The sequence below is a fragment of the Streptomyces sp. NPDC002643 genome (assembly GCF_053592555.1).
Genome location: NZ_JBSFVY010000049.1, coordinates 15,344 through 28,384, shown reverse-complemented (window position 1 = coordinate 28,384; position 13,041 = coordinate 15,344). Strand labels below are relative to the sequence as shown.

The following is a 13,041-nucleotide window of genomic DNA, read 5'->3' as shown; positions in this document are numbered from 1 at the left end:
TGCCAGGCTCGATCCGGCCGAACTCGCCGGCCCACGCATTCCTTCTCCACCCCGCTTCCTCGCCTTCCCTGCCCACCCGGCCGCCCGGACCGGTAAGAGCCGTGGCCAAGCCAACGCACCTCGCACGAACAGGACATCATTCATGACAGCGTTCTCGACCATTGCCGACGTACGCGAAAGGCTCGCGTCGACGGGCTATCTCGCCGACGAGTCGATAGCGACCACCGCCTTCCTCGCCGATCGGCTGGGAAAGCCGATGCTGGTCGAGGGGCCGGCGGGGGTGGGCAAGACGGAGCTGGCCAAGGCAGTGGCACTGGTCACCGGCGCCGACCTGGTGCGGTTGCAGTGCTACGAAGGCCTGGACGAGGCGCGGGCACTGTACGAGTGGAACTACAAGAAGCAGCTGCTGCGCATCCAGGCTTCGCGTGACGGCTCCGCATGGGAGCAGGTCCACGACGACGTATTCGGGGAGGAGTTCCTGCTCGACCGGCCGTTGCTGACGGCCATCCGCCGATCTCAGCCCACCGTGCTCCTCGTCGACGAGGTGGACAAGGCGGACGTCGAGATGGAGGGACTGCTGCTTGAAGTGCTATCCGATTTCCAGGTGAGCATCCCGGAGCTGGGGACGATCACTGCGGTGCGGCGTCCGTTCGTGGTGCTGACCTCCAACGGCAGCCGTGAGCTCTCCGAGGCGCTCAAGCGCCGGTGCCTGTATTTGCACCTGGGTTACCCGACGCCGCAGCAGGAGAGGGAGATCGTGCTCGCCCGCGTACCGCAGGCCGCGGAGCGGCTGGTGGAACAGGTGGTCCGCACGGTGGCGGCCCTGCGTGGCCTTGAGCTGCGCAAGGCGCCGTCGATCGCGGAGACCATCGACTGGACCCAGACCCTGATGGCTCTCGGCCATGACGAGCTGGATGGTGAGACGGCCCGCAGGACACTCGGCGTCGTGCTCAAGAACCTGAGCGATCAGGAGCGGGCCGTCGAGGCGTTGTCCCTGGGCTGAGCGGCGGCCTGGGTCGGTGACCCGTGGCAGCCGGCCGCGGGTCACCGGGCCGGGCGGCCGCCGACGGCCGAAGCCCGGTCTGCTGGGCGGCCTTGTGCTGCCCGCAGGCCCGTTTCCGTTGTCCTGGCATGCGTAACGCCCGGCAGCGGCGGGGAGATCCCTGCCGCTGCCGGGCGTTGCGTTCGGCCTACTGGTCGGAGGCGAGGCGGAATGTGTAGTCCAGCCGACACCACGGGCCGTCGAGGACGCGGCCGTCGGGGGTGGGGCCCTTGTGCTCTTCGAAGTCGATGATCAGAGCGTCCTTGACGCCGAAGACCGTGTCCCCGCCGATGTAGTCACCGCCCGCGACGAAGAGCTGGGTGATCAGCGTCTTACAACCGGGAGCGCTGATCATGAAGTGGATGTGCGGGGCGCGGTAGGGGTGGCGGCCCGTGTTCCTGAGCATCTGCCCCACCGGGCCGTCGTCGGGGATGGGGTAGGCCACAGGCACGATCGACCAGAACGTGAGCCGGCCGTCGTCGTCGGTGTGGAAGCGGGCGCGCAGCACCGGGCCGTCCTGGTCGGGCAGTTGGACGTCGTAGAAGCCGTCCTCGTTGGTCTGCCAGACGTCGACGACCGCGTCGGCCAGTGGTGTGCCCTCGGCGTCGGTGACCTGCATGTCCGCGTACAGGGCTGTTCCGGGGAGGCCGTCGGCGATGTCGGCACCCTGCTCACGTGGCGGCGGGCCCTCGACGTAGAACGGGCCGAGGACCGCGGAGGGTGTGGTCTGCGCGGTGCGGGAGTTGGTGAGGGCGTCCACCGCGCTGGAGACTCCGAGGGTGTCGGAGAGCAGGATGAACTCCTGCCTGGTGGGGCTGCAGATCTCCCCGGCGCGGGTGAGGAAGTCGATCGCGTGGCGCCACTCGGCTTGGGTCAGCTCATTGTCTGCGGCGAAGCCGTGCAGGCGGCTTACCAGGTCGGTGAGCAACTGCCGTGCCCTGGGGTTGGGAGCATGGTCGAAGCTCGCCGTGACCTGGCCCAGCAGCGTGTGCAGGGTGGCGGTGAGCGGGTCGGCCGCCGGCGGGCGGCCGCCGGACCAGGCGTCGTTGAGCAGGATGGTGATTCCCTCGGAGGTCACCGGACGGGGGTTGGGATAGGGCTTGGCGGTGGCGAGTTCTACGGCGCGGGGAAGATCATCCTCGCTCAGGCCCAGCTCACGCAGGGACAGCGGGCCGCCGAGCTCGGCGATCAGGTCGTAGACGGCGGTCGCCGCGTCGGGAAGGACCCCGGCTCCCGGACCGGCGAGCGCGCCCGCGATCCGGCGCATGGCCTCCGGGGCGCCGGGTGCGTTGTATGCCATGGCATGCGGCAGTACGACCGTGTGCGTGGGCGCGTGCGGCAGGTCGAAGGAGCCGCCGAGGGTGTGACACAGTTTGTGGTGCAGTCCCATGCCGACTGCGCCGAGGCAGGTACCCGCCAGCCAGGCGGCCTCCAGTGCCTCGGCGCGGGCGTCACGGTCGGCGGGGTCGGCGACGATCTGCGGCAGGGCGCCGCCCAGCAGGGAGATCGCCCGGAGTGCCAGCTCGTCGATGACGGGGTTCGCCTGTGGCGAGTACAGCGCCTCCACTGCGTGCGCCATGGCGTTGATGCCGCTGGTCACCGACAGAGAGACCGGCATCCCGAGGGTGAGCTCGACGTCGTAGACGACCGTCTCCGGAAGGATCTCCGGCGAGGACCGGGTGGTCTTGACGCCGTTCTCGGTTTCGCCGAGGACCGGGGTGACCTCGGAGCCGGCGTAAGTGGTGGGGACGATGACCTGCGGCAGTCCGGTGCGCACGGCCACGGCTTTGGACAAGCCTGTGGTCGAGCCTCCGCCGACCGCGACCAGACAGTCCGCGTCCAGGTCGGCGGCGGTCTTGCGGGCTCGTTCGGTGACGTCGACCGGGGTGTGCATCGCGGCACCGGTGAACGTGCCGACAGCCAAGGGGCCCAGCACCTCTCGCGCCCGCTCGGCCAGGTCCGCCTGCCCAGGAGTGGCCAGGACCAGTACCCGGGCACGGCCCAAGTGCTCCACTTCCTGACGCAGGCGATCCAGGGTCCCTGCGCCGAACACAACCCGTGTGGCGGGACTGGAGTAGAGGAATTCCCTCATGCGGCTCTCCGTACTGCGCGGCATGGCGATACCCGGCGTGTCCGGGATCGCTGCTGAGGAAGTATGGGCTGCGCCGCCGCCCGATCTCCTGCACCATCCTGCCGCCACCGCTGCACAAAACCCGCGACGACGCTATCCGCGACGACGCAGCTCGGCGGGGGTACTGCCCAGCTGCGCACGGAGCACCCGCGTGAGGTGTTCCTGGTGAGAGAACCCACAGCGAGCGGCCACCTCGGCGATGGGCAGGACGTCCGTGCGCAGCAACCGTGCGGCCTGCTCCACCCGCAGCCGCATCAGGTAGCGGTGAGGGGGCTGCCCGGTACGGGCTTTGAACGCACGGGCGAACTGGCTGATGCTCAACCCCGCCGCAGCAGCCAAGTCCTCGAGCGGCAGAGGATCGGACAGCCGGGCGTCCATCAGCTCCCGCGTCACCATGAACTGCCGGTCGGTGAGGCCCGCAGGCCTGGCGGGGGCGACCGGAGCGCGGCGCCGGTCGCTGTGCCGCCAGGCCAGCTGGACGGCGATGGTGAGTCCGAGCTGGTCGACGTACGTGCGGCTGACCGGCTCCCGATTCCGCGCCACACCGTCCAAGGCCAGGACCGCCTGCTCGAGCAGGGGATCCGTGACGCCGAATTCTTCCGTCAACCGAACCGTCCGGTCCGACTCGTCGACAGCCTGCTGCAGGGTCTCTTCCGCCAGGTAGACATGAACTGTCCGGAGCTGCTCACGGAGCTCCACCTCCAGCGCTGTCCCTGCCGGATGCAGGAACAACCCGCCCGGCGGTATCCGACGGGTGTCGGTCAGTCCCCGCCGTCCGCGGCGCACCGTGACCGGGCCGTCCAGGTGCAGGATCAACAGGTGACTCCGCGCCCCGTCGAAGGCATTCCGGTACGGCCGCTCAGCCTGGGTGGACAAATACAATCCGCTCCAGCCGAGACCAGCACTCGTATGTACCGGGCGCACCCACGGTTGCCGGAGGATTCCAAGAGTGTCCTGGACGCTCAGTTCTTGCATCGGCTCCAGCTCCCTGCCGAGTACGTCAGCGGACCGGCTCTACCACCGAGCATAGGCTGACAGACTGGGATACGGAACGCTCATCGCCAGATTAGTTGAAAGCGAAACCTCAGAGGATCCCGTGCACGCTCACCCCCGGCGCCAGCCGACGCTCGGGCGCTTGTGGGCGCCGGGCCGAGCAGGGCCGGTGGGCTGTCGCCACGTGAACCGGCCCGACGCGATGCCGTCAGCCAGCCCCGCTCAGCCAGCCGCCTCGCCCCGAACCGCACCCCCTCGATCTTCGCGGGCACCGGCTCCGGCTGAAGCCCAGCGGCAAGCTGCTTCGCCGCGATCCCCTCGCCCTCGCCCTCACCCGCACCGGATTCCACCAGCTCGACGATCCGCCGTTAGTTCACCGCGAGCGCGTCCACCGCCGCCGCCTCGTGCCAGCGCGGCACGACGGACCCCACAGCCGAAGCCGGGGCCTTCTCGCTCCCGGCCGACACCTCCTGCACACCGGCAGCGGGTGCCTGCGCCTGTTCGCCCCCAGCAGCCGGGGCTCGGCGAGCTCCGTCCGGGCGATCATCCGCCGCTCCAACACTGCCTCCGCATCAGCGAGTTCAGCCGTGATCCGCTCCATCTCCGCGCGAAGCTCCTCCGCCCGCACCCGGGCAGCCACCTCCCGCTCGCAGCGACACGAAACCATGCCTGAACAGCGGAAACTCAATGCTCATACCCGGAAAGACAACGGCCTCTCAGCTTGACTCTGTCGGGGATCTTGGAGTTGTCGAGGTCAGATGCCCAGGGTTCGCCAGGACTTCACCCGGGGAATCTCACGCTGGTCGAGGTAGTCCTGGAAGGCAGTCGGTCGGCGGGGCGTGGGGGTTTCCTCGGTCGGTGGCAGTCCGCTGAGGCGCTCGATGTTGACGGCGATGGCCGTCAGGACGTGCTGGATGTGGGCCTTTCCCTGTCCGCGGTAGCGGCAGCGTCGCATGCCGTGTCCGTGGGCGAACTCGTTGACCGTGCTCTCTACTCCGGAGCGGACCGCATAGCGGGCCTTCCACTCGGCGGTCTGTTGCTCAGTGCGGACGCGGAGTTGTGCGCGCAACGAAGTGGTCAGGCGCCTGCTCGCCGACACCTGCGAGATATGCGGATCCCGCAATAGTGTCGAAGTGCACCACGTTCGGCACCTGAAGGATCTGAGCGTCCGGGGACGAGCTCCCAAGCCCGCCTGGGCCCAAATGATGGCCGCGCGCCATCGGAAGACCCTGGTCGTCTGCCGTGTCTGTCACGAGGACATTCACTTCGGCGAAAGTCGCTCGCGGCAGAACTCATGAGAAGAAAAGGCACTGGAGAGCCGGATGCGGTTACAAGCCGCACGTCCGGTTCGGTGGGGGGCCGTTGGAAAAGGGCCTGGTCACAGGCACCTCGCTGGCGGCCTACCCAACCGCACGGCGGGTTCGGCGAGAGGTCCGGAGAAACGGACCGGGAGCAATCCCGGCACCGCGCTCCGGGCCTACTCAGCGGAGTCGTCGCAGAGCGTCACCCGGCAGGTCGATTTGCGGGCGTGCTCACACCTGTTCCTGGTAGACCCTGATTTCCGTGGGATGGAAATTGCGGACGATCGTCCAGAACTCGTGAAGCCCGAGGCCATCAACCCAGCGGTCGAGTTCCTCGTCCGTGTCGTGGAAGAACCAGGAATCGAAGTGCCCCAGCGCCCGAAGTTGAGGGACGGGTTCGTACCGAAGTTCGCAGTGGAGCTGGATGTAATGATCATGCTCGCCTGAGGCATCGTTGACCTCGAACTGCCGGGCAAAGTCCAGAGTGAAGGCAGGCGGCCCGTCGAAGGCGTGGGTCCCGTACTGACAGAGCAGGCCATCTGCGTCGGGTGTGTTCGCGGTGTCGAATCGTTGTGAGCCGAAGCGCACGAACCTCAGCCACACCTCGTCCAAGTCCAGTTCGGCGAAAGGCCGTTGTCCAGGGCTCACTTCATATCGAAGTCGCTCCTGGGCCTGCTCTATGGGCAGTCTCCTCGGCATTCCTGTCCTTCTTGGTCTCGAGGGAATCTGAAGTCTCGCGGCGATCTTCTCAGCCCGTCACCGCCGCTGACGTGCCCAGGGTTGGCTGCAGAGCCTGTGGTGAGACGCTATTGGAGCAGGATCATCTTGCGGAGGAGTTCGAATCCGGCACGGCCGTAGAGCTGCCTCTTGATCTTCTTGATGCGGTTCACGGCACCTTCTGTGCCGCCGGAGCTCCAGTGCACCGTGAGTCCGGCGATCACGGCTTCGAGGTCGGTGGTGAGTCCGTGGGCGAAGCCGGTCATCCCCGGCAGCCGTGTAGCGCGGGCGGTGCTGATCCAGTCCGGCAGGTCGGCGCCGGTGCGCCGGGCGAGCATCTGGGTGAAGGCGCGTACGAGTTGGTGGGTTTGATCCAGCTCGGGGCAGGCGTCGAGGACGGCCTTGAGCTGGGTGGTTTCGTCTTCGGTGAGGGTGTCGGGGTGGCGGGTGATCCAGCCGACGACGGTGCGCACGGACGGCGCCGCAGCGGTCGGCGTGGGTGCATCGGGCCACTCCAAGCGGCTGCGGGCCCAGTCTCGCAGGCTGCTGTAGGGCACTCGGTGGCCTCGCGTGGCGAGTTCCTCGCGCAGGTCCTTGATAGTGATCACGCCGTCGGTGTCGTCGATGCGCCGTTGCAGGTAGGACTGGTGCACGTCGAGGTGGCTGGAACGGGTTCGGCGTCCGGTGACCATGTCCTGCCAGCGGGCGGCCCGTGCGTATCGCTGGACAGTGTGCCGTCCCCAGCCGAGGTGGCGGGCGATGGCCCGCAGCCCCATTCCCTCCCTCAACAGGCCGTGGACCAGGGCATGATGGGCCCGCATCCGCTCGGCCCTGCGGCCGGCGGGCAGCTCGATCTCGGCGGTCCGTGTGCTGGTGGTCGCAGGAGCCGGTGGTGGGGCGGCGATGCGAAGGCAGTCGCGATGCGCCGCGACGCACTTCTCAACGGCCTGGTTGAGGTTCTGGAGAATATGGAACCGGTCCGCGACCTGCAGCGCGTCCGGGGCGCCGAGCGCGGCACCCTCTACGCGCCCGCACGATCCCTGCAGATCACTTCTACTCCTGGATGCGCCCTCAGCCAAGCCGCCAGCGGCGCGGCCTCGCGGCCCGGCAACACATCGATGGGGCGGTGGCGTTCACCATCCGTGATCACGGTGGCGTAAGCGTGGCCGCGGCGGGTGGCGAAATCGTCGACCCCGACCGCCTGCGGCGTGTTGAACTGCGGATCCGGCAAGGCCATCACCCGGCGCAGAAGCGTCATCCGACCAGCATCAAGGCCCAGTTGGGCCGCCATCCGGGCGCCAGCCCGTCCCGCCAGTGCGAGCCCGATGTACCCCAGGAGACGGCCGAGCCGGGTGGTGAAACGCGAGTACGGGCACGTCAGCCATGCGAACGATTCGACGAACGTGCGGCGCGGACATGTCCTTGTGTCACAGACGAACCGCCGGACCTTCAACAGGATCACGACGCTCCGCTCACCGAGCGGAAGATCCCGCAGTCTGCGCTGGTAGGAGCCGTGCACCCGATCTGAGGGGCAGCCGCAGTCAGGGCAGGTCGCGCCTGTCGTGCGGCCTTTGGCCACGATGTCGATCGTTCCGAAGGCGGCGGTCACCTTCTCGACGTCCATCTCGTCGATTCCGTCGAACACGAGCGTCTTCCAGAACAGTGCGTCGGTCTGCATGACCTGCACCGTCACTGGCTGCCGCTGCGGAAAGCGGAGTTCTGCACCGACTTGACGGAGCGTCAGCATCCGTTGATCGGGTGCACAGCGCACGCGGCCTCACGGAGAAGCAACTCTCCACATTCGAACACCGTAGTGACGCTCTGCGACGACTCCACAAGATCTGTGCCAGAGCCCAAAAGAAGCCGCCCTAGCCAGACGGGCGCGTGGTCCGCTACCGGATCATCGACCCGATCACCGCGACCTACTCAAACTGCGTCAGCGGGAATGGCTGAGCGGCGACGACCTTCCGGCGGACGCACGGCCATCAACCGCATCTCAGACCCATCCTCTGTGCACCGGCTCGGATCGACCCACGTGCCCGGCGGGAAGACGCGCCGACCACATACAACCGAATGAGCCCGAGGCACCGATGTCCCTTGAAGACGGGCTTCGGACCGCACACACACCCGATACAACCCGGTCTGCCCGGTCGGCAGTGGACCGGGAGGAGAACGGCGGTGTGGCCGGCGGTAAACGCTGGATCCTGTCACCGGCCACCCTCGGCTCGCTTCCTGGCCACATCGCCAACGCCCACACCCTTCGGCCGTGCCGAATTCGACGACGACTCATGGGGACTCGACTTCCAGCACGAACCAACCCGCAAGCAGCGTCCGCAGGAGCCGACATCACCCGCTATGCGGACCGACTCAGCTACTGGCCCTCAGCCTGAGACATCCGGACAACCGAAGGGCGCTTTCACCGCCGCACGGGGAGGTTCAGTCCGGCGCGTCCCGCGACACCCGAGAGGGCGCCATTGGCAGCTGCCTCGAAATGCCGTAAGCAATGTCACCTGTCCCGGCCCGGGCACGGCTCGCTAGAGGACGCGCCATCGGTGCTCAGGTTCAACCAGAGCAGGCCGACAAGGAGACACCTCGTACATGTACTTCCGAGTGCATCAGAATCCGAGATGTCTCCTGTAGAGCGACACTGGACCACATTTGACACCCAGAATGCCCGAATATGTCGCATGGACAGCAGACAGAAACGACGACACCTACAGCCCGGATTCGACCCGGATTCGACCCCGAGAGTTTGTTCGGTCAGTAAACATTGCCTCTGGCCTGCGAAAATGCGGAGCGGCAGACGAGCCGAGCTATACGCCGGGTTCTGTTCCGGGGGTTCTCGCGAACCGCCCGGCGACGGCCATCCATCTAGGGCCGACGTTGCCGTCGGCCTCGTGCGGTCTACCCGCGGACTTGGGCGGGCAGCCCTCGAACGTCCGCGCAGTCGCGTCCTTTCCAAGCCTGGGAAGGACGCTCCCTTTTGACCTTGCTCCGGGTGGGGTTTACCTAGCTGCCCAGGTCACCCTGGGCACTGGTGGTCTCTTACACCGCCGTTTCACCCTTACCCGGCGCCTGAGCGCCGGGCGGTCTGTTTTCTGTGGCACTGTCCCGCGGGTCACCCCGGGTGGCCGTTAGCCATCACCCTGCCCTGTGGAGCCCGGACGTTCCTCGGGAAGCCCCCTAGGGGGACTCCACGCGGCCGTCCGCCCGGCTCGTCTGCCGTGGCGACCATGTTACCGGGCGGCCGGGAGTCCTCCGCTCGGCCGCAGCCTCGGCCCCCGGCCCCTCCGCCGTCTCGGCTCCCACACCCCGCACCGTCTTGGCCCCCGGCCCCGACACCGTCTCCGGCCCCGCCTCCGTCGTCGCCGTCGTCGCCAGGAACGACCCCGCCAGAATCAGGGCGAAAGCCGCAAGGATCGGTGCCGTGAGTGGTTCGTCCAAGAAGATCGCTCCGGCCGCCACCGCCACCGCCGGGTTGACGTAGGTGAAGACCGTCGCCCGGGTCGGGCCCACCTCTCGGATCAGTTCGAGGAAGGCGACGAAGGCCAGCGCGGTGCAGATCACTCCCAGGCCGGCCAGCGAGGCCAGGACCGGCGTCGAGGGCATGGCCGTCGGCCGGGTCAGGGCCGCCGCCGGGGCGTATACCAGCGCCGACAGGAGCAGGACCGGGGCTATCAGTTGCAGCGTGGGGACCTGCTTGAGGTGGCGGGCCATGATCAGGGGGGCCGTGGCGTAGCCGATCACCGTGATCGCCACCTCCGCGAGGGCGAGGGCACTGCCTCCCGTGAGGTGGGGGATCGTGAGGACCGCGACCCCGGCCAGGCCCAGTACCAGGCCCGTCAGCCGCCGTACCCCCAGGTGTTCCGCGTCGCCGAAGAAGCGGGCCAGGCAGACGCCCACGATCGGTACGCCCGCGATCAGCAGGCCGGCCGTGGAACTGGAGAGATGGCGTTCGGCGTCGGTCAGGGTCCACCAGGGGCCGATGACCTCGATGACGGCGAAGGCGAGCATCGGGCGCCAGTGGTTCCTCACCACGCGGATCAGGTTTCCCTGGCGGATCGCGAAGGGGAGCAGCAGGGCCGCGCCCAGGGCACAGCGTACGAAGACGACCATGGACGGTGAGACACCCTCCACGGCCACTTTGATCATCAGATAGGGGATGCCCCAGAGGACTCCCATCAGGGAGAAGAGGAACCAGCCACGTGCGTTCATGGGGAGAGTTTCGGGCCGCCGCGCGTGGGGCGTCTTGAACGTGGTTGCGCGCCGAGTCACTGACGCCCGACCTGCCCGCCCGACCTGCACGTATCGGCTACGCCCGCACTCTCGCCCTGCACGTACCGCCTACGCCCTGGCCCCCGCCCTGAACGCACGTACCGCCTACGCCCCCACCCCCGCCCGGTACGCCGCCGGTGTCACCCCCAGCACCCGTCCGAACCACCTCGTCATATGGGCCTGGTCCGCGAAGCCCACCTGGTCGGCGGCCTCCGCCGGGCGGACTCCGGTCTCCAGCAGCCCGCGCGCCCTGTTCACCCGGTACTGGGCCAGCCAGGCGTACGGGGGCATGCCCATGGTCGTACGGAAGGCGCGGAGGAGTTGGTAGCGGGAGAGGCCCAGGTCGGTGGCGAGGTCGGCGAGGGAGGGTGGGGTGCGGAGTTCGTCGGCGAGGCGGTCCCGTACGGCGTGGGCGATGGTGTGTGCGCCGGGGACGGTGTCGGGGGCCGGGCGGGACGTGGAGTGGCGGCGGGCCAGGGCCGTGAGCAGCCAGGGGAGGCGGGACTCGGCCTCCAGGGGGTCGGGGCAGGTGCTCAGCTCCAGGTGGGCGGTGCTCAGGGCGGCGGCCAGTTCGGGGTCGTGGAGGAGGGGCTCGCGGAAGTGCGGTACGCCGCCGAGGATGCCGTCGGTGAGGAGGGCGGGGGCCGGGTAGAGGGCGCGGTAGGCGTAGGAGCCGTAGGCCGACTCGCCGGTGTGGGGTTCGCCGGGGGCCAGGACGACGATCGAGCCCTCGCGTGCCTTGAGGGCGCCGCCCCGGTAGTCGATGCACGAGGCGCCCATCACGCAGATGCCCACGCTGAACTCCTCGTGCGTGTGCGGAGCGTAGCGATGGCGGTCGAAGCGGGCGGTGAGGAGATCGAGGGGACGGCCGGGACTGCCGAGGGTGGCCCGTATCCAGCTCGTCTCGCCGCGTCCGCTCACCTCCGCCTCCCCTCCCCGGCCCCCGCGCCGGTCCGTGTGTCCTCCGCCCCGGGCCAGGGTACGCCCGGCGGTCTCAGGTGAAGTCCAAGGTCTCCAGGTCGAAGTCGAAGGGCTCGGGGAGTGTGATCGGCTTGCCGAAGGGCTGCCTGCACACCCCGCGGTAGTCGTCGCCCTTCGGGTCGCTGAACAGCGTGACGGAGGAGGCGTCGCGGTCGACGAGCAGGTAGAGGGGGATGCCGCCGCGGGCGTAGCAGCGGCGTTTCGCCTCTCGATCGACCTTGGGCTTGGTCGACGTGGCCTCAAGGACCATGGCGACGCCCTCGCAGGGCATCCAGGAATCGGCGGTTCGGAAGAGCCCCAGCTCCAGGGGAGCGAAAGTGATGTCCGGGATCACGTGGTTCTTCGGGCAGGCTTCCCCGCTCTTGAGCTTCAGCCCCTTGTTTCCGGAAAAATCCATGTCGACCTGGGACCGCCTGATCACCTGCCGCGCCGTCCGGCTGATGTAGTGCTCGTGCTCTCCGTCCGGCGGCGGCGTCACGACGATCTCCCCCTCGATCAGTTCCGCCCGGAAGCCCTCCGGGGTGTCCAGGGCGAGAAACCCCTCCAGCAGGACTTCTTCCTGCGTGACGGGCTCATGGGCCATGGCAGTCATGTCACGCCCCTCCTTCTTCGGTCGCTCGCCATGCTGGGACATCGGCTGATCACCTGGCCGTGAGATCGGGAACCGTTCCCTCGATCGTGGCACACCCTCGCGGCCGCCGATCGTGGCACACGCTCGCGGCCGCCGTCAGGCGTCGTCCCCGACCACGTCCGGTGTCGCTTGACCCTTCCGCAGCGTCAACGTTTCTACTGGTCCCATGCGGATCGGAGAGCTGGCCGCGGCCGTCGGGGTGACCACCCGGGCGGTGCGGCACTATCACCAGCTGGGGCTGTTGCCGGAGCCGGAGCGGCGGGCGAACGGGTATCGGGACTACACGTTGCGGCACGCGGTCGTGCTCGCGCGGATTCGGCGGCTGACCGAGCTGGGGCTCGGGCTCGCCGAGGTACGGGATGTGCTCGCGGACGACGCCGGGCGCGAACTCGCCGAGGTGCTGGAGGAGTTGGACGAGGATCTCGCCCGGCAGGAGACCGCCGTGCGGGAGCGGCGGGCGCGGTTGCGCGTCCTGATGGAGGACGCGCGGGCGGGGCGGTTGCCCGCCGAGGGGCCCGTGTCGCCCGAACTCGCCGCGCTCTTCGGGAAGTTCGGGCCCGTGCCCCACTCCCCCATGGCCGCCAAGGACCGTGAGGTGTTCGCGCTCCTGGAGACCACCGCCACACCGGAGGCACGGGAACGGCTCCTGGCCGGGCTGGAGAGCATGACGGCCGCCCCGGGCGCCGTGGAGCGCGCGCACGAGGCGTACGCGCTCCTCGACGCCCTCGCCGACGCCGACCCCGACGACCCCCGAGTGAACGAGGCCGCCCGGCTGCTGGCCGACCTCATCCCACCGGACCTGGTCCCGCCCGACACCGTCGTCGACGACGACAGCGACACCGCCGGCGGCAACGGCGGCACCGGCTTTCTGCGCGCCTTCTACGCCGACTTCGCGCCCGCCCAGGCGGAGGCCATCCGCCGCACGCTACGGATACTGAGGGAGGACCGCCGATGAGGTCGATGAGGTCGA

General features: G+C 68.7%; 12 protein-coding genes, 1 other RNA gene and 1 pseudogene. 4 read left to right on the top strand and 10 right to left on the bottom strand.

Annotated elements, in window-relative coordinates; genetic code table 11:
* Nucleotides 1-142 precede the first annotated feature (142 nt).
* Nucleotides 143-1,003: an AAA family ATPase gene (locus ACWD4G_RS41725; RefSeq protein ID WP_451303237.1), complete on the top strand. Its 861-nt coding sequence runs from the start codon at nt 143-145 to the stop codon at nt 1,001-1,003.
* 187 nt (nt 1,004-1,190) lie between these two features.
* On the opposite strand, the gene ACWD4G_RS41720 is transcribed toward ACWD4G_RS41725, so the two are convergent.
* The 3 genes from ACWD4G_RS41720 to ACWD4G_RS41710 form a co-directional block, all read right to left on the bottom strand.
* Nucleotides 1,191-3,134 carry a maleylacetate reductase and hydroxyquinol 1,2-dioxygenase domain-containing protein gene (locus ACWD4G_RS41720; RefSeq protein ID WP_451303235.1) on the bottom strand — a complete coding sequence of 648 codons (1,944 nt, stop codon included), beginning with the start codon at nt 3,132-3,134 and terminating at the stop codon, nt 1,191-1,193.
* A gap of 132 nt (nt 3,135-3,266) precedes the next feature.
* Nucleotides 3,267-4,148 carry a helix-turn-helix domain-containing protein gene (locus ACWD4G_RS41715; RefSeq protein ID WP_451303233.1) on the bottom strand — a complete coding sequence of 294 codons (882 nt, stop codon included), beginning with the start codon at nt 4,146-4,148 and terminating at the stop codon, nt 3,267-3,269.
* Between the two features lie 772 nt (nt 4,149-4,920).
* Complete coding sequence (locus ACWD4G_RS41710) at nt 4,921-5,265, bottom strand: transposase (protein WP_451303231.1); 345 nt, start codon at nt 5,263-5,265, stop codon at nt 4,921-4,923.
* Here ACWD4G_RS41710 and ACWD4G_RS41705 point away from each other — a divergent pair.
* The gene (locus ACWD4G_RS41705) at nt 5,210-5,464 is read left to right on the top strand and encodes an HNH endonuclease (protein WP_451303229.1); all 255 of its coding nucleotides are present in this window, start codon (nt 5,210-5,212) and stop codon (nt 5,462-5,464) included. The two genes, ACWD4G_RS41710 and ACWD4G_RS41705, sit on opposite strands and share 56 nt — an antisense overlap.
* A gap of 234 nt (nt 5,465-5,698) precedes the next feature.
* On the opposite strand, the gene ACWD4G_RS41700 is transcribed toward ACWD4G_RS41705, so the two are convergent.
* The 4 genes from ACWD4G_RS41700 to rnpB all read right to left on the bottom strand — a co-directional run bounded on the left by ACWD4G_RS41700 (nt 5,699) and on the right by rnpB (nt 9,402).
* A complete protein-coding gene (locus tag ACWD4G_RS41700) occupies nt 5,699-6,166 on the bottom strand; it encodes a hypothetical protein (protein WP_451303227.1) in 468 nt (155 codons plus the stop codon).
* Nucleotides 6,167-6,273: 107 nt separating this feature from the next.
* Complete coding sequence (locus ACWD4G_RS41695) at nt 6,274-7,263, bottom strand: transposase (protein ID WP_451303225.1); 990 nt, start codon at nt 7,261-7,263, stop codon at nt 6,274-6,276.
* Nucleotides 7,206-7,931 carry an ISL3 family transposase gene (locus ACWD4G_RS41690; protein ID WP_451303223.1) on the bottom strand — a complete coding sequence of 242 codons (726 nt, stop codon included), beginning with the start codon at nt 7,929-7,931 and terminating at the stop codon, nt 7,206-7,208. Before ACWD4G_RS41690 ends, ACWD4G_RS41695 begins: the two co-directional genes overlap by 58 nt.
* A 1,053-nt stretch (nt 7,932-8,984) precedes the next feature.
* Nucleotides 8,985-9,402: RNase P RNA component class A (gene rnpB, locus ACWD4G_RS41685), an RNA gene on the bottom strand.
* A gap of 104 nt (nt 9,403-9,506) precedes the next feature.
* Here rnpB and ACWD4G_RS41680 point away from each other — a divergent pair.
* Nucleotides 9,507-9,671 (top strand): hypothetical protein, encoded by a 165-nt coding sequence (locus ACWD4G_RS41680; protein ID WP_451303221.1) that lies wholly within the window; start codon nt 9,507-9,509, stop codon nt 9,669-9,671.
* Here ACWD4G_RS41680 and ACWD4G_RS41675 read toward each other — a convergent pair.
* The 3 genes and pseudogenes from ACWD4G_RS41675 to ACWD4G_RS41665 form a co-directional block, all read right to left on the bottom strand.
* Nucleotides 9,617-10,336 (bottom strand): annotated as a pseudogene (locus ACWD4G_RS41675) (DMT family transporter); the annotation flags it as partial. The gene ACWD4G_RS41680 and the pseudogene ACWD4G_RS41675 sit on opposite strands and share 55 nt — an antisense overlap.
* 228 nt (nt 10,337-10,564) lie before the next feature.
* Nucleotides 10,565-11,380: a helix-turn-helix domain-containing protein gene (locus ACWD4G_RS41670; protein WP_451303219.1), complete on the bottom strand. Its 816-nt coding sequence runs from the start codon at nt 11,378-11,380 to the stop codon at nt 10,565-10,567.
* Nucleotides 11,381-11,453: 73 nt separating this feature from the next.
* The gene (locus ACWD4G_RS41665) at nt 11,454-12,032 is read right to left on the bottom strand and encodes a Uma2 family endonuclease (RefSeq protein WP_451303217.1); all 579 of its coding nucleotides are present in this window, start codon (nt 12,030-12,032) and stop codon (nt 11,454-11,456) included.
* 205 nt (nt 12,033-12,237) lie between these two features.
* Here ACWD4G_RS41665 and ACWD4G_RS41660 point away from each other — a divergent pair, with 205 nt between their 5' ends.
* Nucleotides 12,238-13,026: a MerR family transcriptional regulator gene (locus tag ACWD4G_RS41660; protein WP_451303215.1), complete on the top strand. Its 789-nt coding sequence runs from the start codon at nt 12,238-12,240 to the stop codon at nt 13,024-13,026.
* Nucleotides 13,027-13,041 lie beyond the last annotated feature (15 nt).